Raw genomic sequence first — 22,888 nt, forward strand, 5'->3', positions numbered from 1 at the left:
GACAGCAACAAAAAAGCCGCCTAGGTTGGCGGCGTTATACAGCTGACAGGCAGGTTGACTTACGCACCCGGTGGGTGAGCAAGGCTGTCGGCAATGACGCGAATTAGGGTATCTTCTAACTCAAAACGCTGCTCTAACCACTCACCAATCGCAGACATATCTTGATCGAACTCCGTGGCGTCATAATCATCATCGTCGAGGTCGATCGCGCTAAATTTATCGTTGTAGTCCAACAGTGGATCGGTCGTATCGACAATACGGAAATAGAGGTTGTCGGTCTCTTTGGTGGCAGAGAAGCCTGTCGACTGCCAACGCTCCATGACCATGTTATAAATTTTGAAGTGACCGGTGGAGATGTAATCGACTAGGTAGTCACAAAAACGGTCAAGCTCGGCTTTGGTTGGCAAGGCTTGCTTCTTTTTCGCGGCCACGCCGGCCACATTGTAATACTCCACCAACAGTTGGCGACGTAGCTCGAGCCAGTAATCGATAACCTCGTCGTAACCGCTCCATTGTGCTTTGGTTCGTTCGAGTTGTCTCAGCATGATCGGTATCCTCGTGATCGATCAGCGAATGAATGGCACTATAAAAGGCCAGCTGAAAATTAACGGGCTGCTCAATCCTTTGCATCACGTTATAAAGCTAGATTGCCAGTATTCAAGTATAGCTGCAAGGCTAAGGAAGTGACCATGTCTCAGAATCAACAAGCCGTCTATGTGTGCGCGATTACCAAGGGCAAACTCTGGCTACCCAAAGGAGAGCTGCCATGTATCCCCTTGTCGCAGTTACCCTTTTCTGGCGGTGAAACCGTAACAGTCGGTGATTATCAGCACACGCCCGTCGTGGGGGTATTTAATTGTAACCCGATGCTTCCCCATGATGAGATGGCGGGTTTACGAGACTTACTTCCCTCTCTGTCAGCCGACTTATTTGCGTTAGTGGGGTGTGTGGTTCAGCTCGATTATATGCGCCAGCAGCAAGCATTCTGTGGTCGTTGTGGTCAGCGCACTGCGTTCGACGCTCAGGCGGTGGCGATGCGGTGCGCTAACTGTCAGCGTCACGATTATCCGCGTGTCTCGCCGTGTGTGATTGTGGCGGTGCGCGATGATAAGCGGTTACTACTGGCACAACATCCAAGGCATAAAACCGGGATGTATACCGTGATTGCTGGGTTCGTCGAGCCCGGAGAAACGCTCGAACAGTGTGTGGCGCGCGAGGTCGAGGAGGAGACGGGGATTCAGGTTAAAAATATCCGTTATATGGGTAGCCAGCCTTGGGCGTTTCCCTCTAATTTGATGATGGGCTTTTTAGCAGAGTATGCGGGCGGTGAGCTAAAGCCTGACTACGAAGAGCTCAGTGACGCACAATGGTTTGATTGCGACGCCCTACCGCCAGTGGCGCCAAGGGGGACGATTGCCCGACGCTTGATTGAGGCCAGTTGCACCTTGGCGCAGGCATAAAAAAACCCGGCCGTAGGGGAGCCGGGGTAAGATGCGAACATATTGTCTTTCGTAGACCTATTGTCGTTATGGGTCGGTTGTAACATGCGGTTAAATGATCAGCAATCCTTTGCTGCCCCTAGGTGACAGTTTTATGATCCTGTTAACAAAGCTTGGCTTTTGTTGCTACCGCACAGTGATACAATGAGCGCCACTATTCGCACACAGGTTTAACACAATGACCGAATTAAAAAACGATCGTTATTTACGCGCCCTTTACAAGCAGTCAGTCGATTGCACCCCCGTATGGATGATGCGCCAAGCGGGTCGCTATCTACCGGAGTATCGTGAATTGCGTGCGCAAGCGGGGGATTTTTTGTCATTGTGTAAAAACGCCGAGCTGGCTTGCGAAGTCACCATGCAGCCACTGCGTCGTTTCGATTTAGATGCGGCGATCTTGTTCTCAGACATCCTCACCATTCCGGATGCGATGGGGCTCGGGCTGTACTTTGAAACAGGCGAGGGTCCCAAGTTTTCCCGCCCCATCACCTGTAAAGCCGACGTGGATAAAATTGGCATGCCTGATCCCGAAGGGGAACTGCAGTATGTGATGAATGCGGTACGTACCATCCGTCGTGAGTTAAACGGTGACGTGCCGTTAATTGGTTTTTCGGGAAGCCCGTGGACCTTGGCGACCTACATGGTGGAAGGTGGCACCTCAAAAGCCTTTACCAAAATTAAGAAGATGATGTATGCCGAGCCTCAAACTTTGCATGCCTTACTCGATAAACTCGCTGACAGCGTGACCAGTTATTTGAATGCGCAAATTAAAGCCGGCGCCCAGTCGGTTATGGTGTTTGATACCTGGGGGGGCGTGCTCACGCCACGCGACTACAACGACTTTTCTTTGCAGTATATGCAGAAAATCGTTGATGGCCTTATTCGCGAAAATGACGGTCGCCGTGTCCCTGTTACCTTGTTCACCAAAAATGCGGGGATGTGGTTAGAGCATATCGCGGCCACAGGGTGCGACGGTGTGGGACTAGACTGGACCATTAACATTGCGGATGCCAAAGCGCGAATTGGCGACAAAGTGGCGCTGCAAGGCAATATGGATCCATCGATGCTCTATGCGAGTCCAGAGCGCATTCGCCAAGAGGTGGCCACCATCCTCGAAGGGTTTGGAGAAGGCACGGGCCATGTGTTTAACCTTGGGCATGGCATTCATTTGGATGTGCCGCCAGAAAACGCAGGCGCCTTTATTGATGCGGTGCATGAACTCTCGCGCCCTTACCACGATTAGTCAAACACGCTCGCCGTCTGGCGAGCGTTGTTCTTTTTAGCCTCAATCGTATAAAGCCTGTTGAACGTGATAACGCATGGCGGGCACCACCTGCTCTTCAAACCACGGATTACGGCGCAGCCATAAGCTATTTCTGGGCGAGGGGTGAGGCAGTACAAAGGTATGAGGGGCCCACTTTTGCCAGTGCTTGACGGTCTCGGTCAATGTTTTGGGTTTATTGGCTAAATAGTACTGCTGTGCATATTGGCCAATCAGCAAGGTTACCGCAACATGAGGAAGGTGCGCTTTGATTGCCTGGTGCCATACGGGGGCGCAGATACGCGCCGGCGGTAGATCGCCCGATTTACCTTTGCCGGGATAACAAAAGCCCATGGGCATGATGGCAAATAAATCCGACTGATAAAACTGCTCACGTGTGACTCCCAGCCATTCACGCAGGCGGTCGCCACTGGGGTCATTAAACGGCAGCCCACTCTCATGGACACGTCTACCTGGTGCTTGGCCGATAATCAGAACGCGAGCGTCAGCACTGGCCTGGATCACCGGCCGAGGGCCGTCTGCTAGCCAATGCTGACACAAACGGCATTCACGTGCTGCGGCTAAAGCCGTGTCTAAATCCGGAAAGAGCATTAGTACCCTTTGTCAAAGTCGACAGTGTGAATCAGAGGCTGGCCTGCATGCCAGCGACGATAATTATCCGCAAAGAGCGCAAAAACCTGCTCAGGAAAACTGACGGCAGCAATATGTGGCGTCACGCTCACGTTGGGGTGTGTCCAAAAGGGGTGCTGCTTCGGTAGCGGCTCTTGTTGCATCACATCCAAGACCGCCAGGCGTAGTTTTTTGTTGTCTAAAGCGTCGAGCAGGGCGAGCTCATCCACGGTCGCGCCACGGCCAACGTTAATAAACAAGAGATGTTGCCCATGCTGCCAAAAAACTGCATTCAGGCATTGGTATGTGGCTGGCGTCGCGGGCAAGGTACTGACCAAAACATCTACCTCGCCCAAGCGTTGCTGTAATGCTGGCAGCGTCAGTGTGTGATCAAAGCTATCGACTGGCCGCCCATCTTGGTTGACGCCAAGTACCGTCATGCCAAAGGCGTGTGCGACGGTCGCGATATGCTGGCCAATCGCCCCTGTGCCTAAGATGGCGAGCGTTTGCCCTCGCAATGACTGATAGGGCTGAGGCTGCCAGTGACACTGCGCTTGTTGCTTCGCGTACTGACCAATATGTCGGCTTTCATTGAGCACAAACCCGAAGACATATTCGGCCATCAGTGCCCCGAATATGCCGCGCACGTTGGTGAGTTGATAATGACGGAAAGGGGCTTTAATCAGGGCATCGGTACCGGCAAAGGTCGACTGGAGCCAACGCAAGGCCTTGGCTTTGGGCAATAGCGGGGCCGCAAGCGGCGGATCGGCCAACCAGATACTGGCCTCCTCTGCGGATGAGGTGATAGCGAGATCGGGAAGCTGAGCCGTTTCAATCAACTGGTGATAAGTCTCGGCATGCTCGCTGACAACGTAAATTTTATCCACAAAGGCTCCTTTTTATGGTGGGGGGAATCAAGTACACTGAGCGCATTCTATGAGGATAACACTCCTTCTCGCTATTAAAGATCAACTGGCTATGTTACGAAACCCTTTACAACTACGTTTGGAAAAATGTGAGAATTGGCAGCATATTTGTTTTATGGCTGCGCTGGTGGAGCGTATGGTGCCCAACTATGCCCTTTACTGTGCGCAAACCGAGTTTGCTGATCCCCAAGCGTTTCGCAATATTCTCGATGCAGTGTGGGAGTCGCAAACAGTCAAAACGGCCAAGATTGATTTTGAGCGGCAGCTGGAGAAGCTGGAGCCATTGATCCCGGTGGCTGACGATGAGGCCATTTACTTGACCTACCCGGCAATTGATGCTTGCATCGCCTTGTCTCAGCTTCTTCACGCCCTGTTGGATCGTGATGAAATACTCCCTATTACCCTGAAAGTCTCTCAGCAATCTGTCCACAGCGTAGCGCAGCTAGAAGAGGCACAAACGGGTGAGGCGGTGACGGATGAGAATCAAAAGACGTTTGAAGCGGTTTGCGAAGAGTGGGATGCCCAATGGGCCATTTTTCGCGTGCTGAAAAGTGCGGAAAGCCGTGATGTGGAGATGATCAAAAGCATTCGCCAAGAGCTGCGTGAGGCGGGCGTGAGTAACCTTGGGTTAAGTGTCGAGTAAGCACACTTTATCCGAGAAAAGGCGGCGCAAGCCGCCTTTTCTGATCATGACTCATCCGTATGTCGCTGCACCGGGGGTTCATCGTCGTCTTGGCTTTCAATCATGTTGTGCTGCTTCTTCCAAGCATCCCAACGCTGATAAGCGAGTTGTTGCATATCGGTGACCGTGTCCGCCTCATCGATGATTTCTCGCCCCGTTAAGTACTCAAACACATCCTCCAAGGTGATAATACCTTGCACCGTGCCATATTCATCGACAATCATCGCCAACTGGGCGCGGCGGATCATCAATATATCAAACGCTTGCAAAACACTGTTGCCGGGAAGGATCACCGCGAGGGGGCGCATGAGATTGCCTATCGGCGTTTGGCCAGCGCCTTGGGTTTTGGCTTCATAGATATTGGACTTGTGGACAAAGCCTAGAATATCGTCACGCTGTTCACCGTAAACCAGTGGGCGAGAGAATGGGCAGTCACCGTGTTCGTCGAGGAAGGTATTCACATCCATCTCGGCAGGAATGCGAAACAGGACCGGGCGCGGTGTCATCAGCTGTGTTGCGGGCAGGTCACGTAACTTCAGCATGTTATGAAGCATTTGCGTTTCGTCCTCACCCATTTCTCCACTTTCTGAGGCCAGCATCGCCATCGCTGAGATTTCGTCCCGCAGTTTAACATGGGTGGTGTCCGCACTAAGTCGCTTGGTAATTTGTTCAGACAGCCAAACGAATGGCGTCAGCGCCCACACCATCCACTTGAGTACCAGCGCCGCGCCAGGTGCCAATTGCGGCCAGAAGTTCGCGCCAATGGTTTTAGGGATGATTTCTGAGAGAAGCAGAATCGCAAGCGTCAATACGGCAGAGAAAACCCCGACCCACGCATCGCCAAACACGTGAGCCGCTTGCGCCCCCGCGCCAGCTGCCCCGACTGTATGGGCGATGGTATTGAGGGTTAAAATGGAGGCCAAAGGGCGATCAATATCCTTCTTAAGCGCATTGAGCCGCTCGGCGGCAGGATGCGCTTGATGGCGCAGGTTCGCTATGTAGCTGGGGGTGATGCTAAGCAAAATCGCTTCGAGCACAGAGCAGATGAATGAGACACCAATAGAAAGCGAAATAAAAAGAACCAGAATGAGCATAGGTTTCCGGAGTTAAAAGCCAATCAACACCCTAAAGATCAGGCCATTGGCGGGCTTTTACAACCATTCAACTGAGAAAAAACGCAACAAATTGTGAGATCGCGCTCAGTTTGTGGTTAAAGAGCCTCCATACAGCCACACTCAGCGCCACAAACCTTTGCCAGCCGGGCTTCTTTTGAATTAGAGTGACTTCGTCTCTAAAAAACCTAGAAGGGAAGACATAATGAACAAGACCCAACTGATCGACCTGATCGCGGAAAAAGCAGACCTTTCAAAAGCACAAGCGAAAACAGCTTTGGAAGCGACTTTGGGCGGTATTGAAGGCGCCTTAAAAGAAGGCGAGCAGGTACAACTGATTGGCTTCGGTACGTTTAAGCTTAACCACCGTGCAGCACGCACTGGTCGTAACCCACAAACGGGTCAAGAAATTCAAATCGCTGCAGCAAACGTCCCTGCGTTTGTCGCAGGTAAAGCGTTAAAAGACGCGGTTAAGTAAGCACGCATGCTGATGTCGCCATAGCCTCCCGCTATGGCGTTTTTGTCTCTGAGCCCGCCATGCGATTTTACCTCTGCATACTTGCCTTAGTAATGGCACTGACAGGCTGTTCTAGCGGTAAGCCGCCAAAGCCCGTCACTCATACTACCGCATTTTCAGCGGGAGATTATCGCGCCGTTTATTGGCTAGATAGCCAACAAGGGCAGGTTATCGGTTTAGCGGAGAAAGCGTGGCAAGGCGATTACGGTCAGTATCGCAGTGAATATGCTTGGCGAGCGGGTAGTCTGCGTGCGTTAAAGCGTGAAGGGAAAAAGCTGGTCGATAACCGCTTGGTGCCCTTTTCGATGCACGTACGGTTTGACGCCAATGGTGAGCCGGTTTTCCAGCGCTATCATCAAGATGATGCGCTGTTGCCTTTAGACAGTGCGACTTTATCCCGCCTGTATCAAGAAGCGAATCAAATTGAGCGCCAAGCGCAGGCGCAATTAGCCAACAATGTCTCGGTGCTGCAAGCGCAGCGACAAGGTGACTATTGGCTTGATTGCGACGACGATCGTCAGCGTTGGGCATTTCCCGAGACGATGACACCGTCTTTAGTGCAGCGTCTCAACCAGCCTGGCACGTTTGTGATTGCAGGAGGGAGCCCAAGTATCGGTCGCGACCAGATAGACTTTTTGGTACATGTCGAGGGGGAAAAGCGTTGTTTACAGCGCCCTCGCTTACTGGATGAGTAAAGTGAAGAGCGGTGAAAAAATGCGCCTACTTGGCGCATTTTTTATATCATGTGTTGCGACAATTATGCCATTTGCTCGCGTGAAACGGCGCGGTGGGCGATGTCACAGCGGTAGAAACAACCGGGCCAATGAATCAAGGCCGCGAGCGCGTCAGCCCCTTGTTTTGCCGTGGTCACATTCTCACCTAATGCGGTAGCACAGAGTACACGCCCGCCAGCGGTCACGATATCGCCGTCTTTTAGCGCGGTACCTGCGTGAAACACTTTGGCCGTCTCACTATCGGTGGGCAACCCAGTGATACGATCGCCTTTTCGATACTCACCTGGATAGCCGCCAGTGGCTAAGACCACACCCACGGCTGCACGCGGATCCCAGTGAGACTCGACCTTATCAAGGCGTCCCTCTGTGCCCGCCAAGCAAAGCGCAACCAAGTCAGATTGCAAGCGCATCATAATTGGTTGGGTTTCCGGATCGCCGAAGCGACAGTTAAACTCGATCACTTTTGGGGTGCCATCGGCGGTAATCATGAGTCCTGCGTACAAAAAGCCGGTGTAGGGCACACCGTCTTCGTGCATCCCTTTCACGGTGGGCATGATCACCTCTTCCATCACGCGTTGGTGAATCGCATCGGTCACCACAGGGGCGGGTGAGTATGCACCCATCCCGCCGGTATTCAGGCCGGTATCGCCTTCACCGACCCGTTTGTGATCTTGGCTGGTGGCCATGGGGAGCACATGCTCGCCATCCACCATGACGATAAAGCTTGCTTCTTCACCTTGCAGGAATTCCTCGATGACCACACGGTGGCCTGCTTCACCAAATGCATTACCCGAGAGCATATCGCGTACCGCGTCGGTGGCTTCTTGCTCGGTCATTGCCACAATGACGCCCTTACCGGCGGCCAAGCCATCGGCTTTGACCACAATGGGCGCACCTTTTTCAGCGATGTAGGCTAGCGCGGGCTCAACCGTAGAAAAGGTTTGGTAGTCAGCGGTGGGAATACCGTGACGTGCCAAAAAGTCTTTACTGAAGGCTTTTGAGCCTTCAAGTTGTGCCGCTGCTTGAGTAGGGCCAAAGATAGCCAAGCCGTGTTCACGGAAGGCATCGACCACGCCCAAGACCAGTGGCGCTTCTGGGCCCACGATGGTTAAGCCAATCTGTTGCTCGCGCGCAAAGGCCAGCAATCCCTCAACGTCATCAGCAGCAATGGCGATATTGCTGACTTTTTCCTCGTGGGCGGTGCCGGCATTGCCCGGTGCGCAATACACGATTTCAACGTTTGATGACTGCGCGGCTTTCCACGCCAGGGCATGTTCACGGCCACCGCCACCAATCACTAATACCTTCATGTTTTCTCCTTCATACCCACTTAGTGGCGGAAATGGCGCATACCGGTAAAGACCATCGCCATGCCATGCTCATTGGCGGCGGCAATCACTTCTTCATCACGCATCGAACCACCCGGTTGGATCACGCAGGTGATCCCAGCGTTTGCCGCAGCATCAATGCCGTCACGGAAAGGGAAGAAAGCATCGGAGGCCATCACGCTACCGGCCACTTCGAGATGCTCATCGGCCGCTTTAATACCGGCTATTTTCGCCGAGTAGACGCGGCTCATTTGGCCGGCGCCGACGCCAATGGTCATGCTGTCTTTAGCATACACAATCGCGTTCGATTTCACGTATTTTGCCACTTTCCAGCAAAATAGCGCATCGTTTAGCTCTTTGTCTGTGGGCTGGCGCTCAGTGACAATACGCAAATCGTCTAAGCCGACCATGCCTTGGTCGCGGGCTTGGACTAACAAGCCGCCGTTAACCCGCTTGCTATCCCAACCTGTGGTGCGCGTTTGCCATTGACCACACTCGAGAAGGCGTACGTTCTTCTTCGCTGCAACCACCGCCTTGGCGGCGTCACTGACGCGAGGTGCGATGATCACTTCAACAAATTGACGTTCGACAATGGCGTGTGCCGTGTCGCTGTCCAGTTCACGGTTAAAGGCAATAATGCCACCAAATGCTGAGGTAGGATCGGTTTGATAAGCACGTTGATAGGCGCTGAGTAAGTCTTCACCGATGGCAACGCCACAGGGATTGGCGTGCTTTACAATCACGCAAGCAGGCTGTTCAAACTCTTTCACGCACTCTAATGCCGCATCGGTGTCAGCGATATTGTTATAAGACAGCGCCTTGCCCTGTAGTTGGGTCGCCGTCGCTACCGAGGCCTCTTGCGGTTGAGTTTCAGTATAAAACGCGCCTGCCTGATGGCTGTTCTCGCCATAGCGCATGTCTTGCTTTTTGACCCAATGTTGCGTCAGGGTGCGCGGGAATGGCGAGTCTTGGCTCTCTTCGGCGTGATGGTAGGCAGGGACTTGGGTGCCAAAGTAATTTGCAATCATGGCATCGTAGGCCGCGGTGTGCTCAAACGCGGCAATGGCTAAATCAAAGCGCGTGGCATGTGTCAAAGAGTGCTGATGCTGATCCATCTCGGTCAGCACGCGATCATAGTCTTGGCTGTTCACCACAATGGTGACGTCGGCATGGTTTTTCGCCGCTGAACGTACCATGGTCGGACCGCCGATATCGATATTTTCGATGGCTTGCTCACGTGTGCAGTCTGGGTTGGCAACGGTCTGTGCGAACGGGTAGAGATTCACCACCACCATATCAATCGGTGCGATCTGATGGCTTTCCATCACCGCATCGTCTTGACCGCGTCGGCCCAAAATGCCGCCGTGAACTTTCGGATGGAGGGTTTTCACGCGGCCATCCATCATTTCGGGGAAGCCGGTATGCTCGGAGACTTCGGTGACCGCAAGGCCGCTTTCTGCGAGTAAACGGGCCGTGCCGCCGGTCGAAAGCAGTTCGACACCGCGTTGGGCGAGCGCTTGGGCAAACTCGACCACACCGGTTTTATCAGACACGCTCAGTAACGCGCGACGAATAGGACGCAGATTTTCCATGGCTTAGTTCTCTTCACTGACAGATTGAATGCTTATCAAAGCCCATCGTGTCTATCAACATGGATAAGCTTTATTAAATCGCCAACTGTCAAAGCGGCGATATTCTATCTGATTTTCTTTGCGCAATCGATTGCTATTTGCTGATGGCGACACTTTTATTGTTTTTACACTTCAGCTTTTTCTGGTTCTCATGCAATGCTGGTCATAAGGTCGCGGCTTTGCTACAAAAAGAAGGATCAATCGCATTACGATAGAGGAGCGGTGATGACCAAATTGCTGCAAATTGGCGAGCTTGCCAAGCACTGTGGTGTCTCTACCGACACACTGCGTTTTTATGAAAAATCAGGCTTGCTGGCGCCGAGTGCGCGCTCCGAAGGTGGATACCGGCTTTATGCCGATGAGGCCATTAGCCAAGTGATGTTCATTTTGCGCGGCAAAGAGATGGGGTTATCGCTTGATGAAATTCACGAGTTGTCCGACATTCGCGAAGAAGCGACCTTACACACTTGTGCAGAAGTAAAAGGGATCACCCAGCGGCGCCTGAATGAGGTCTCAGAGAAGATAGCGGCGCTTGAGCGGGTCAAGCATGCACTGACACGTTTAAATGCCGCCTGCTGCGGTATGGACGACGATGACGCGACCCATTGCTCGATATTGGAAACCCTGGCGGAGAGTGAGGACTCCAACTCATGCAGCTAAAGAGGGAGCACTTATGCGCAGTCAGAGGCAACAAAAACGGGCTAGCCGGTTGACGGTTAGCCCGTTTTATCACAACCAAACCAATGGTTGATTAGTTCATGCCGTATTTTTTCAGTTTTTTACGCAATGTACCGCGGTTAATGCCCATCATGGTGGCTGCGCGCGTTTGGTTACCGCGCGTGTATTGCATGATGGTATCCAGCAGTGGCTGCTCAACTTCTGCGAGGACAAGCTCATACAGATCGTTGACTTCCTGGCCATTCAATTGCGCGAGGTAGTTCTTCAAGGACGCTTTTACAGAGTCACGAAGTGGCTTTTGCGTAATTTGATCTTGTGAAGTTACAGTCGTTACTGTCAATGTTTCGGAAGTCAGGTTTTGTTCGAACATATTCTGTCAGCTCTTCTCGTATTTATGCAACGTTGTCGAAGTAGCCTTGCAGCGCATCGATCTGCTGTGGTGCATCTTCGATTGCGTTGAAGGTGCGGCGAAAGTCGCCAATTTGGTCATGCTCTTTTAGGTACCAGCCCACGTGTTTACGGGCAATACGTAACCCTTTGAGCTCCCCATAAAACTGATGAAGCTCTTGAACATGACCCAACAAAATTGTCCTAACCTCTTCTAGTGAAGGGGCAGGCAAGTGCTCACCTGTGGTGAGATAGTGGTGGATTTCGCGAAAAATCCACGGGCGTCCTTGAGCAGGGCGACCAATCATTACCGCATCCGCACCCGTGTAGTCGAGGACATACTGAGCTTTTTCTGGTGAGTCAATGTCGCCATTGGCAATCACCGGAATGGATACCGCTGCCTTGGCAGCCTTAATGCTGTCGTATTCTGCTTCACCTTTGTACATACAGGCACGCGTGCGGCCATGCAGTGCAAGGGCTTGGATGCCACAATCTTCCGCCATCCGGGCGATCTCAACACAATTCTTATTGTCCGGATCCCAGCCTGTGCGCGTTTTGAGTGTCACGGGAACATCCACCGCGTTTACCGTGGCTTTGAGGATTTGCTCAATGAGATCAGGCCGCGTTAGCAAGGCAGAGCCTGCTAACTTTTTATTGACCTTCTTCACCGGACAACCCATGTTGATGTCGATAATTTGCGCCCCGTTTTCAACACAAAACTGCGCTGCGTCAGCCATAAGCTCGGGTTCAGCCCCCGCGATTTGCACCGAACGCAGACCGGACTCGTCAATATGAACCATGCGCTTTTGCGATTTGCTCGTCCGCCACAACGCTGGATTCGACGACATCATTTCGCTAATAGCCATGCCCGCACCATGTGCAAGACATAACTCACGAAATGGTCTATCTGTCACGCCTGCCATTGGGGCAACGATCAAGGGGACATCCAGGGTGTAGGGTCCGATACGCAAAAGCTCTAAATCCTCTTCAGCCGCTCTGAGTCAGCAAGGGCGCGCATTTTACGCATTTTTTCAGCATCTGAAAAGGACAATATTTGAGCATTGATGGCTTGATTTTTACAGCAGTTTTTGTATCGATGGTGTTTCGCTGATTAATCAAGCAGTTCGAGTAGCACGTCAGCCATGGCTTACCGACGACAGTGGATAGGGGCGGTAAGCCAATGGCATCATCATTTGGCCAGTTACTCGGGCAAATGACCGCTGATCCGGCACCACTCTTCGCGCTCGACAATCGGGTCGATAGTGAGACTATCACGGTAATGGTTCGCCACGTCATCCGCTTGAGTTTCTAGCACGCCAGACATCGCCAGCTGACCACCGGGTTTGATCAGGCCTTTGATGACACTCGATAATTCACGCAATGGTCCGGCAAGAATATTGGCCACCACCACATCGGCGTTTAAGTCAGCCGGTTGATCCTTAGGAAGATACAGGTGAAGTTGGTCGGCGACACCATTGCGCTCGGCGTTATCTTTTGATGCCAGCAGCGCTTGTGGGTCAATATCAATACCAATCACACGCTCGGCCCCAAGTTTAATCGCCGCAATCGCGAGAATGCCGGAGCCACAGCCAAAATCAATCACGGTTTTGCCGCTTAAATCCAGACTATCAAGCCATTCCAAGCATAGTGCGGTGGTCGGGTGCGAGCCGGTGCCAAAGGCGAGGCCCGGGTCGAGCATCACGTTCACCGCGTTGTCATCAGGTACCTCATACCAGGTTGGACAGATCCACAACCGCTCGCCAAATTGAATTGGCTTAAAGTTATCCATCCATGCGCGTGTCCAGTCTTTGTCTTCCAACTGCTCGACTTTATGAGCAAAGTTTTCAGCCAGCAATGGACTGGCTTGTAATACCGATAACACCGTGCCCATATCGGCTTGAGCATCGAACAAGGCCATGATGTCTGTTTCGCCCCACAAGCGCGTTTCGCCGGGTAAAGGCTCAAATACCGGGGTGTCTTTGGCATCTAAGAAGGTGACAGATAGGGCGCCCGTTTCTTCCATTAGCAGGTCGCCAATCGCTTCGGCGTTGTCAGACGTTGCATTCAGTTTGAGTTGGATCCAAGGCATGGTGTGTCTCGTGTCGGAAAAGGAATACGTCGATTTTACCAGATCCATACTGTGCTCGCTGCACAAGATGATGACAGCATGATGAGCATTGAGGATGGGTGGGATTTTTTGCAAGTTAGCGCGGGTTTTATGCAAATAGCCCTTTATTTATTATGGCTATTGACTACATTATTGCTCCGCGACTGGTAGCAAGTTTGGCGGCTTTGCGCCTCACTGTCATGGATAAGCGAAGGATTGGAGAATGAGAGATACGGGACCAGTGACACAAAAAGAGGTGATGTTTAACGGTTTAGGAGAACTGGTATCGAAAACCGATCTTCACGGCAAGATACAATACGCCAATGATGCCTTTATCGAAATATGCGGTTATAGCCGTGATGAGCTAATCGGCAGCGACCATAATCTCGTTCGCCACCCTGATATGCCACCGGCCGCGTTCAAGGATCTTTGGCAGACCATTAAGGCCGGTAAAAATTGGCGCGGTATGGTTAAAAATCGGTGTAAAAACGGTGACCACTATTGGGTAAACGCCTTTGTGTCACCGGTAGTAAAAGACGGGAACATCGTTGGTTATCAATCTGTGCGCAGCGAGCCTAGCCGCAATGAAGTTGCGGAGGCTGAGTCGTTGTATCGCAAGCTGAGAGACAACCCGACACGCCCGCTCCCCCCGGCTCCTCTGATGCAGCGTCTTCAGTTGCGATTCTTTTTCAACCTTTGTTTTGTGTTGGCGTTGGCGCTATGTACTTTAGGTATGGGACTGGCGCTCAGGCAGGGGCAATTCTCTTTGTTCGGCGTGATGGCGACACTGCTGCTGCTCACGGCAGGTATGACTTGGGTGATGCAAACCCGTGTAATTGGCGCAATCAAAGAGACCAGTGAGGCGTTGAAACACTTAGCTTCAGGGAACCTTGTCTCTGGGGATGAACCGGTTCGTCATGATGAATTGGGTGAGCTCAATGATAATTACCGCATGGTGAAAGCACGGTTTGGCGCGATCATCGGTCAAGTGGTGGAGAACACCCAAGTGCTCCTTGCACATGCGGATCATCTGGCGGCACGCGGTCGTAGCGTGCAAGACAACATGAGCACGCAATCGTCACAGATCACCCATGTTGCCAGCGCGATGACGCAAATGAGTGCCACCATTGAGCAAGTGGCACAAAACATGAACCGTACTGCCGACATTATCTCCCTCACGCAAGGGCGTGCGAGTGAGGGGGCCGATGTGGTCGGCCGTGCGACCACCAGCATGACTGACTTTATCCAAGAGTTGGAGCAGACCATTGCACACATTCAAGCCAGTGCTGAAGAAAGTCAAAAAATTACTCAGGTGACACAAACAATCAGTGACATTGCCGAGCAAACCAACTTACTGGCTCTGAATGCGGCTATCGAGGCTGCGAGAGCCGGAGAGCAGGGGCGAGGTTTTGCCGTCGTCGCCGATGAAGTACGGAGCCTAGCGCAGCGCACCCAACAGGCGACCCGTGATATAAAAACCATGCTAGAGGGGCTACATACGGGGATCCATCACTCCTCTGAACGAGTGCTAAGTAATAACCACATGGCGCAAGAAACGCTGGCAGTGGTGGCGGAATCGCGCGCGGTACTGGCAGACATCTTTGATAAAGTGAATCAAGTTAAGGTAATGGGGAGTGAAGTGGCGACAGCGGCGGATGAGCAGGCCAATGTGACCAAAGACATGAGTGAGTCGGTGGAGCAAATAAATGGTCAAAGCTACACCGCCAGTGAGCAGGCGACGCAAACGGCAGATATTGCGGCGCAACTGATGAGTCAGTCGTTGTACCTAAAAGAAACCTTGAATGATTTTAAGTTGGCCGGTCAGGCGAGAGATAAAGGTCAGCCTGCAAAGGCTTAAGAGAGCTCGCAAGATAATCACGCTAAAAAGGATAAAAAAACCGCCGATTGACGGCGGTTTTGTGCTTACCTTGAAGCGGTTATATCGCTTCTAGTGCCAAGATGTCATTACGACAAACCAAGCTTTTTCTCGAGGTAATGAATGTTAGCGCCCCCATGTTGGAAGTGCTCGTCATTCATAATATCGAGTTGTAGAGGAATATTGGTTTTAATCCCATCAATGACGGTTTCCGCGAGGGCATTACGCATGCGCGCAATGGCGACATCGCGGTTCTCACCGTAACAGATAAGCTTGCCGACCATGGAGTCATAGTGGGGCGGTACTTGATAGCCTGCGTACACATGTGACTCCCAACGCACGCCCATCCCACCTGGCGAGTGGAAGCGTTCAATCTTCCCTGGACTAGGGATAAACCGCTCTGGATCTTCAGCGTTGATCCGGCATTCAACCGCATGGCCACGAATTTGGATGTCGTCTTGGGTGAACGACAGAGGTTGACCTGCTGCAATACGCAGTTGCTCTTTGACCAAGTCAATCCCGGTCACCATTTCGGTAACGGGGTGCTCGACCTGAATGCGAGTGTTCATTTCAATAAAGTAGAACTCGCCGTTTTCATATAAGAACTCAAAGGTACCTGCGCCGCGATAGCCAATTTCAACGCATGCGCGGCAGCAACGTTCGCCAATGAATTTTCGCATCTCTGCGGTAATACCAGGGGCTGGCGCTTCCTCAACCACTTTTTGATGGCGACGCTGCATCGAGCAATCGCGCTCACCCAGGTGAATCGCCCCGCCTTGACCGTCGGCGAGCACCTGTACTTCAACATGGCGTGGATTTTCCAGGAATTTTTCCATGTAAACCATGTCGTTGCTGAACGCCGATTTGGCTTCAGCACGGGTCATCGCAATCGCATCAACCAATTCAGCTTCGGAGCGAACCACGCGCATTCCCCGGCCACCGCCGCCGCCTGATGCTTTGATGATCACCGGGTAGCCAATGCGCTTAGCAATGGTTTTGTTTTTTTCCTGATCGCTGCCCAATGGACCGTCTGAACCAGGCACACAGGGCACCCCTGCTTTTTTCATCGCTTCAATGGCCGACACCTTATCGCCCATCAAACGGATGGTGTCAGCTTTGGGGCCGACAAAGACAAACCCTGAACGCTCAACTTGTTCGGCAAAATCCGCGTTTTCGGATAAGAATCCGTAACCGGGGTGAATCGCCACCGCGCCGGTAATTTCAGCCGCGCTGATAATGCGGGGAATGTTGAGGTAACTTTGGTTGCTTGGCGCCGGGCCAATACACACGGTTTCATCGGCGAGCAACACGTGTTTAAGGTCACGGTCTGCGGTAGAGTGCACCGCGACGGTTTTAATCCCTAGCTCTTTACACGCACGTAAAATGCGCAGTGCAATTTCACCGCGGTTAGCAATTACAATTTTATCTAACATGCGCCCTCGCTTATTCGATGATCACGAGTGGTTCGTCGAATTCAACGGGCTGACCGTCTTCACATAGAATCGCTTTGACCACACCGCTCTTGTCGGCTTGGATTTGGTTCATCATCTTCATCGCTTCGACAATGCACAGGGCATCGCCTTCATTCACCTGGCTGCCGACTTCAACAAATGCGGCAGACTCAGGGCTTGGAGCGCGATAGAAGGTACCGACCATTGGGGAAAGCACTTGGTGTCCCGTCGGTTGTGGTGCACTTGCAGGCTCAGCAGCCGGCGCTTCAGGGGCGGCTGGCGCGGGGGCCGGGGCCGCTGGTGCCGCGTATTGCGGGGCGGCCATTTGTACCGGTGCAGCAGGGGAAGAGCGGCTGATACGAACTGACTCTTCACCTTCGGCAATTTCTAGCTCGGAGATGCCAGACTCTTCAACAAGTTCGATCAGTTTCTTAATCTTACGGATATCCATGATAGGTCTCTTCTATATGTTTTGTTTTACTCAGCCGCAAACGCTAAATGACGCGCGGCCGCTGTTAAGGCGAATTCATAACCATCAGCGCCAAACCCGCTGAGCACCCCGACGGCTTTGTCTGATAAGTACGAGTGATGCCGGAAGGGCTCTCGGGCATAAACATTCGACAAATGCACTTCGATAAAGGGGATACTCACACCCAGTAAAGCGTCACGCAGGGCTACGGAGGTGTGGGTCAGCGCGGCTGGGTTGATGATGATAAAATCCACGGTCTCCATCTCTTGGTGGATTTTATCGATAAGGCTAGCTTCGCTATTGGATTGAAAGTGTTCAAGATTGAGCCCCAAGGTCGTGGCTTGTGCCTCGAGAGCCGCCATGATTTGGCCAAGCGTTTGGGCGCCGTAATGTTCGGGCTCACGCTGACCGAGCAAATTAAGGTTTGGGCCATTTAACACTAAAACTTGGTTTCTTGTAGACATCTTGACGCTTACTTCTCCTATTCGCTGTTATTGTGCAGCTTAACGCGGATTCCAGCCGATGGACATGTTATGACGGCGCATACCATGCAATTTTGTCCTTACTGACAGCAATTATAGAGACTTCAGCGCAAATCGCAGCAAAATACTGGTCTAATCAGCACAGTTTGTCTGTTAGCGATATCAAAAGGGTTGCTCGTCGGCGGTTTGATGCGGGATGACACCGCAAGTCCCTACTTTTTGTGTGATTGCGAGGGAGGGAAAGAGTTCAGTTTACCGTGTGCTGGGGATCAAAAAAGCCGCCCGAAGGCGGCAAAGGTTGCTAAGCAATCTTTCGTTAGGGTTAAACCACACTTTCTTTTTCTGCGATAAGCTTATCGACCACACTAGGATCGGCCAATGTGGAAGTATCGCCAAGACTACCGGTATCACCAGTGGCGATTTTGCGCAGAATGCGACGCATGATCTTGCCTGAACGGGTTTTAGGCAGTGCATCCGTCCAGTGGATGAAGTCGGGTGTCGCAATGGGGCCAATCTCTTTGCGCACCCACTCTTTGACTTCCTTGTGGAGTTCGGCGCTGGGCACTTCACCCGCATTGAGGGTGATATACGCATAGATCGCTTGGCCTTTGATATCGTGTGGCACACCAACAATCGCGGCTTCGGCAATCTTATCGAATGCGACGAGCGCCGACTCGATCTCTGCCGTTCCCATCCGGTGCCCCGAGATATTGAGGACATCATCGACACGGCCGGTTATCCAGTAATAGCCATCTTCATCGCGACGCGCCCCATCGCCGGTAAAGTACATCCCTTTAAAGGTGGAAAAGTAGGTTTGCTCAAAGCGGTCATGATCACCGAAGACGGTGCGCATTTGTCCTGGCCACGAGTCAAGCATGACCAGATTACCCTCGGTGGCACCGTCGAGTATATTGCCCATGTTATCGACTAATGCAGGCTGTACGCCAAAGAAAGGACGGGTTGCCGAGCCTGGTTTCAACGCGGTGGCGCCCGGTAGCGGGGTAATCAAGATCCCACCGGTTTCTGTTTGCCACCAAGTGTCGACAATCGGACAGGCTTGGTTCCCTATGGTGCTGTGATACCACTCCCAAGCCTCTGGGTTGATGGGTTCACCCACCGAGCCCATGATCCGCAGTGAGTCGCGTTGGGTGCCCGCGACCGCTTCGTTGCCTTTTGCCATCAGTGCGCGAATCGCGGTGGGCGCGGTGTAAAGAATATTCACTTGGTGCTTATCGACCACTTCGCTCATGCGTGCCGTGCTTGGATAAGTGGGGACACCTTCAAATAAGATTGTTTTCGCACCATTGGCAAGCGGACCATAGACAAGGTAGCTGTGACCGGTGATCCAGCCGACATCTGCGGTACACCAGAACACGTCTCCCTCTTGATAGTCGAAGACATACTTAAAGGTCATCGCCGCGTACACCAGATAGCCACCGGTCGTGTGCAGTACCCCTTTTGGGGTGCCTGTGGAGCCTGATGTGTAAAGAATAAACAAAGGGTCTTCGGCTTTCATCTCTTCGGCGGGGCAGTCGTCTGACACCTTCGCGGCGGCCTCGTGCCACCACACATCACGATGACTGTGCCAGTCAATGTGTCCCCCGGTGCGTTGGTACACCACTACTTTTTCGATCGATTTCACTTTGGGGTTTGCTAGGGCATCATCGACGTTTTTCTTCAGGGGCACCGCACGGCCACCACGTATCCCTTCATCGGCTGTCACCACCACTTTGGCATTGGAGTCAATAATCCGACCGGCCAATGCTTCGGGAGAAAAGCCGCCAAATACCACGGTATGCACCGCACCAATACGGGCGCACGCCAGCATCGCGACGGCGGCTTCCATCACCATCGGCATATAAAGACACACCACATCGCCTTTTCTTACGCCGTTATCTTTTAGGACATTGGCAAATTGGCATACCTGCTGGTGGAGTTGGTGATAGGTGAGCGTGGCATCGTCTTTGGGGTCGTCGCCTTCCCAAATCAAGGCAACCTGATCGCCTCGCGCCTTGAGGTGACGATCGATACAGTTGGCTGCGACGTTGAGTGTGCCATCTTCAAACCAGCGGATATCCACGTGGCCGGTATCAAACGAGGTGTGTTTGACTTTGGTATAAGGCGTCATCCAATCCAGAATTTGCCCGTGCTCGCGCCAAAAGCCTTCTGGGTCGGCCACTGACTGCTGATAGAGTGCTTGATACTTGGCTTCATCCGCGTGTGCCTTTTGTGCTATTGAAGGCATGACGGGGTATACGTGACTATCGCTCATCCTGTTTCTCCTCGTGTCCGCGATGCTCCACGCGGCGCTTCCATGTCATGAGATGTCAGGCGTTACCGCTGCCTGGCAAACGAAAACCATGCAGTAAAGGTGTGACATATCGGGACGTCCGACAATTAGACTTTAGGATGACCCCATTGATTTTTAAGCGATTTGCGCAGTTGTCAGGCCAGATAGTGGGGGCTAGATCCCACTTTGTCTTTGCGTTCGTGCGCAAGTCGCGGCTTCGATGCGTTATTTGGATTGCAGCATGGGCATCTCACCTTGGGTGAGGCGGACATAAATCAATGCGGCGGCGAGCGCATCATCCAATGCATCATGCCGGGCCGGCAAAGGGACATCGAGGTGACGACTAATGGCTTCCATGCTGATGTCGTGATAGGCATTAGGTAGCAGGCGATCGAGTTTGCGTTGATAAATATCACTGACTTCAATCAGAGGGTTGGGGAGAGGAAAGCCGAGAAAATGCCGCGCGTAGCGATCGAGAATACTTTTATCATAACGAATGTGATAGCCGACCAATGGATGATTACCAATAAAGTCGACCAGTGCGGTGATTGCTTGATCTGCCGTGACACCGTGAACCAGATCCTGGTGGCGCAGACGATGAATTCTGACCGAGCCGGCGCTCAAACTCTCTGGCGCGGCCAGTATCAAGGTGAGAGCGTGACTGGTGAGGATCCGATTGCCTTTAATCGGAGTGGCCGCAATCGTAACCAGCTCTGCACGGTGCGGATCCAAGCTGGTCGTTTCACAGTCCAGTGAAATCAGCGTGCTTGAGTCGGGGGGCAAAAATAAGTCCCGATAGGGTGAGTGTCGTAGACGATGACGGTACCAATGCCGAGTCAGCCAATTCAAATTAATCCCTCACGTGATAATGGAAAGCGAGTGACTCTTTGAACTTTTTCACCACATGCAGCCCGTGGCGCAGTAAGTCGCGTTCGCTAGAAGGGAGTTGAGCTACGTCGAGGTAGTTGCTTTGTGGTTCACCACTCAATTGTTGTCTTAAACGTAATCGGATAAATAGCTTCAAGGCTTCGGAGAGGTTTTCCGCCGTTTCTTCCGCCAGTGCCCCTAGGTTGGCAAGCTGCTCCAGCCGCTCAAAGGTGTTGGTGTGTGGTACACCTTTTTCCAAGCTCATGGTACGTACGCCATGGACGATGGGAAAAATCCCCCCTTTTTTGATATCCAGCCCTTCTTTGCTGCTTTTGAGGGAGCCAAATACGGTCAAAGGAACGCGAAAGGCTAGCGCAGGACGGACAAAGGTGTTGAGCGTCAACATATTGTCGGTCAAGCTGTCTTTGAGTGGTGTTTGGATCGCATCAATCAGACTAAGATCGCCAGCGATCGGCTGGCTGTCAGCAAGGATCGCCAAGTCCATGACACTTTGATGGTTGGCACTTTGTGCCAGATTACGCACGGTTTGCTGCCATTGCGTGGCGGTTTTTACCCACTTGGGATTACTGACCATCACGTGACCCGGACAGGGCGGGTAACCGAGTTGATACAGTGTATGTGAAAAGGTCTCCATCACTTGCTGGCAATCGGGCCAGTTGAGATCGTCGGCGAGAATCAAGGCGTTGTCTTGGTCGGTTTTGAGTACTTGCTCGCCGCGCCCTTCAGAGCCCATGACCACCAAGCAGCACTGACGTTGGTAAGCCTCGGGCACTAACAAGCGAAAGGCTTTTTCCATGATTTGCTCATTCACCGTGGCGATAAGCTGCATCACAAAGCGGGTATGAATGCCATTGTTAAATAAGGTGTGTACCAGCTTGCTCTGGCTGTTTGCGGCGATCACCAGTTCGTCGATGGTCTGTGCGCGGGCAATCTGTAAGTTAAGCACGTGAGAGTGAGTCGAAAAGAGGCTCAGTACCTGAGGAAGATCGAGCATCCCTGCGGTGTTTCCGTGTTCATTGACGACCCGGACACGTTTTACGCGCTGGCGTGTCATCTTAATCATGGCGTGAAAGAGAAAGTCGCCGCGTTCCACACTGATCACCGGACGTGTGGCCACCTCGCCAACAGGCACGGATTGATCGTAGCCCTCGAGCACGAGCGCATGAAGCAAATTGGTGCGGGTGATAATACCGCAGTCGCCATTTTCATCATCGACCAAGGCGCAGTCGCAGCGCTCCGCTTTCATCTGGGCGGTAGCGGCATACAGGGGCACGTCGGGGGAGACACACAAGGCAGGTTGAATATTGCTGTCATCAATTCTTGTCAGCATAAACTCGGCGAGATTTTGTTGCTGACGAGCTTGCACCATCAGTGCTTGTCGGCGCTGAAGGTTGGTATCAAAGTAGCCTCGAAACGCGTGATTATGATGATAAATGGCGAGGAACACCTCGGCGGGTAACAGGTGGCAGAGGGTATCTTCTAGCGCGCGGTATCGGTGTTTGGCGGTGCCATTAAGCAGTGCTGGCACGTCGAATAAGTCGTCGGTGGTGTAATGAGAAAACACTTCCTTGCCGTCTTCTGACACTTCTTCCACGCTGCCTTTGATAATGATAAAGAGCTGCTCGCCCGTATCACCGGGCTGGATCAGGGTGTCGCCACGGCGAAAGTAGGCAACGTCGAGTGCTTGGCGGCATTGTTTGACTTGTGATGCGGTTAGGCAGTCAAAGGGCGCATGAGAGGTGTCAAAAGGTTCAGGCATAGTCGCACTCCTCACTGTGATATTCACAGTGTGTCTCACCCTTTCCGATCTCGCTAGCCGACTTTAGTCTAGCCAGTCATGCACCTGGACTGGTCACCACCATGTATTTGTCGACAATCGTGGCGCGCGTGTCTTTTTTTCCTCGCACAGAGCTGCGACACTTAGCGGGTATCTATCTTAA

Annotated in this window: 22 protein-coding genes; 7 read left to right on the forward strand and 15 right to left on the reverse strand. The window is 52.4% G+C overall.

The features are described from left to right. Window positions 1-59: 59 nt before the first annotated feature. Entirely contained in the window at window positions 60-545 is a 486-nt protein-coding gene (locus BZG72_RS12545) for an Rsd/AlgQ family anti-sigma factor (protein ID WP_077666927.1), read from the reverse strand. A gap of 144 nt (window positions 546-689) precedes the next feature. Here BZG72_RS12545 and nudC point away from each other — a divergent pair, with 144 nt between their 5' ends. Together nudC and hemE are read left to right on the forward strand one after the other, a co-directional pair. Continuing rightward, complete coding sequence (gene nudC, locus BZG72_RS12550; RefSeq protein ID WP_077666928.1) at window positions 690-1,460, forward strand: NAD(+) diphosphatase; 771 nt, start codon at window positions 690-692, stop codon at window positions 1,458-1,460. A 217-nt stretch (window positions 1,461-1,677) separates the two neighbouring features. Then, a complete protein-coding gene (hemE, locus tag BZG72_RS12555) occupies window positions 1,678-2,742 on the forward strand; it encodes a uroporphyrinogen decarboxylase (protein ID WP_046074517.1) in 1,065 nt (354 codons plus the stop codon). 42 nt (window positions 2,743-2,784) lie between these two features. Here the strand turns inward: hemE and BZG72_RS12560 are convergent, their stop codons facing one another. Then, window positions 2,785-3,372 carry a uracil-DNA glycosylase family protein gene (locus BZG72_RS12560; RefSeq protein WP_077666929.1) on the reverse strand — a complete coding sequence of 196 codons (588 nt, stop codon included), beginning with the start codon at window positions 3,370-3,372 and terminating at the stop codon, window positions 2,785-2,787. Next, complete coding sequence (locus BZG72_RS12565) at window positions 3,372-4,277, reverse strand: D-2-hydroxyacid dehydrogenase (protein ID WP_077666930.1); 906 nt, start codon at window positions 4,275-4,277, stop codon at window positions 3,372-3,374. Before BZG72_RS12565 ends, BZG72_RS12560 begins: the two co-directional genes overlap by 1 nt. Before the next feature lie 91 nt (window positions 4,278-4,368). Here BZG72_RS12565 and BZG72_RS12570 point away from each other — a divergent pair, with 91 nt between their 5' ends. Further along, window positions 4,369-4,959, forward strand: coding sequence for a YjaG family protein (locus BZG72_RS12570; protein WP_077666931.1), 591 nt, complete (start codon window positions 4,369-4,371; stop codon window positions 4,957-4,959). A gap of 44 nt (window positions 4,960-5,003) precedes the next feature. On the opposite strand, the gene BZG72_RS12575 is transcribed toward BZG72_RS12570, so the two are convergent. Continuing rightward, entirely contained in the window at window positions 5,004-6,092 is a 1,089-nt protein-coding gene (locus BZG72_RS12575) for a CNNM domain-containing protein (RefSeq protein ID WP_046074521.1), read from the reverse strand. Between the two features lie 223 nt (window positions 6,093-6,315). Here BZG72_RS12575 and hupA point away from each other — a divergent pair, with 223 nt between their 5' ends. Beyond that, window positions 6,316-6,588: a nucleoid-associated protein HU-alpha gene (gene hupA / locus BZG72_RS12580; RefSeq protein WP_046074522.1), complete on the forward strand. Its 273-nt coding sequence runs from the start codon at window positions 6,316-6,318 to the stop codon at window positions 6,586-6,588. Between the two features lie 59 nt (window positions 6,589-6,647). Continuing rightward, the gene (locus BZG72_RS12585; protein ID WP_077666932.1) at window positions 6,648-7,322 is read left to right on the forward strand and encodes a DUF1481 domain-containing protein; all 675 of its coding nucleotides are present in this window, start codon (window positions 6,648-6,650) and stop codon (window positions 7,320-7,322) included. A gap of 62 nt (window positions 7,323-7,384) precedes the next feature. Here the strand turns inward: BZG72_RS12585 and purD are convergent, their stop codons facing one another. Further along, complete coding sequence (purD, locus tag BZG72_RS12590) at window positions 7,385-8,671, reverse strand: phosphoribosylamine--glycine ligase (protein WP_077666933.1); 1,287 nt, start codon at window positions 8,669-8,671, stop codon at window positions 7,385-7,387. A 20-nt stretch (window positions 8,672-8,691) separates the two neighbouring features. Further along, window positions 8,692-10,281, reverse strand: a complete 1,590-nt coding sequence (gene purH / locus BZG72_RS12595; protein WP_077666934.1) for a bifunctional phosphoribosylaminoimidazolecarboxamide formyltransferase/IMP cyclohydrolase — start codon at window positions 10,279-10,281, stop codon at window positions 8,692-8,694. Between the two features lie 273 nt (window positions 10,282-10,554). On the opposite strand from purH, the gene zntR reads away from it, so the two are divergent. Next, on the forward strand, window positions 10,555-10,980 hold the full coding sequence (gene zntR, locus BZG72_RS12600; protein WP_443508087.1) for a Zn(2+)-responsive transcriptional regulator: 426 nt from the start codon (window positions 10,555-10,557) through the stop codon (window positions 10,978-10,980). Between the two features lie 91 nt (window positions 10,981-11,071). Here the strand turns inward: zntR and fis are convergent, their stop codons facing one another. The 3 genes from fis to prmA form a co-directional block, all read right to left on the reverse strand. After that, entirely contained in the window at window positions 11,072-11,368 is a 297-nt protein-coding gene (gene fis / locus BZG72_RS12605) for a DNA-binding transcriptional regulator Fis (RefSeq protein WP_021024113.1), read from the reverse strand. A gap of 22 nt (window positions 11,369-11,390) precedes the next feature. Further along, on the reverse strand, window positions 11,391-12,356 hold the full coding sequence (gene dusB, locus BZG72_RS12610; protein ID WP_046074526.1) for a tRNA dihydrouridine synthase DusB: 966 nt from the start codon (window positions 12,354-12,356) through the stop codon (window positions 11,391-11,393). Window positions 12,357-12,586: 230 nt separating this feature from the next. Next, on the reverse strand, window positions 12,587-13,474 hold the full coding sequence (gene prmA, locus BZG72_RS12615; RefSeq protein ID WP_077666936.1) for a 50S ribosomal protein L11 methyltransferase: 888 nt from the start codon (window positions 13,472-13,474) through the stop codon (window positions 12,587-12,589). Window positions 13,475-13,715: 241 nt separating this feature from the next. Here prmA and BZG72_RS12620 point away from each other — a divergent pair, with 241 nt between their 5' ends. Then, complete coding sequence (locus BZG72_RS12620; protein WP_077666937.1) at window positions 13,716-15,350, forward strand: methyl-accepting chemotaxis protein; 1,635 nt, start codon at window positions 13,716-13,718, stop codon at window positions 15,348-15,350. Window positions 15,351-15,457: 107 nt separating this feature from the next. Here BZG72_RS12620 and accC read toward each other — a convergent pair whose 3' ends face one another. The 6 genes from accC to BZG72_RS12650 all read right to left on the reverse strand — a co-directional run bounded on the left by accC (window position 15,458) and on the right by BZG72_RS12650 (window position 22,707). Beyond that, on the reverse strand, window positions 15,458-16,801 hold the full coding sequence (accC, locus tag BZG72_RS12625; protein WP_046074529.1) for an acetyl-CoA carboxylase biotin carboxylase subunit: 1,344 nt from the start codon (window positions 16,799-16,801) through the stop codon (window positions 15,458-15,460). Between the two features lie 10 nt (window positions 16,802-16,811). Next, complete coding sequence (accB, locus tag BZG72_RS12630) at window positions 16,812-17,270, reverse strand: acetyl-CoA carboxylase biotin carboxyl carrier protein (protein WP_046074530.1); 459 nt, start codon at window positions 17,268-17,270, stop codon at window positions 16,812-16,814. 26 nt (window positions 17,271-17,296) lie between these two features. Then, complete coding sequence (gene aroQ / locus BZG72_RS12635; protein WP_077666938.1) at window positions 17,297-17,752, reverse strand: type II 3-dehydroquinate dehydratase; 456 nt, start codon at window positions 17,750-17,752, stop codon at window positions 17,297-17,299. A gap of 340 nt (window positions 17,753-18,092) precedes the next feature. Continuing rightward, window positions 18,093-20,042 carry an acetate--CoA ligase gene (gene acs / locus BZG72_RS12640; protein ID WP_077607351.1) on the reverse strand — a complete coding sequence of 650 codons (1,950 nt, stop codon included), beginning with the start codon at window positions 20,040-20,042 and terminating at the stop codon, window positions 18,093-18,095. 243 nt (window positions 20,043-20,285) lie between these two features. Then, window positions 20,286-20,909, reverse strand: a complete 624-nt coding sequence (locus BZG72_RS12645) for a 3'-5' exonuclease (RefSeq protein ID WP_077666939.1) — start codon at window positions 20,907-20,909, stop codon at window positions 20,286-20,288. 1 nt (window position 20,910) lies between these two features. Continuing rightward, window positions 20,911-22,707 (reverse strand): DUF294 nucleotidyltransferase-like domain-containing protein, encoded by a 1,797-nt coding sequence (locus BZG72_RS12650; RefSeq protein ID WP_077666940.1) that lies wholly within the window; start codon window positions 22,705-22,707, stop codon window positions 20,911-20,913. Between the last annotated feature and the right edge of the window lie 181 nt (window positions 22,708-22,888).

The organism is Salinivibrio sp. PR6, from assembly GCF_001995955.1.
Taxonomy (GTDB): Bacteria; Pseudomonadota; Gammaproteobacteria; order Enterobacterales; family Vibrionaceae; genus Salinivibrio; species Salinivibrio siamensis.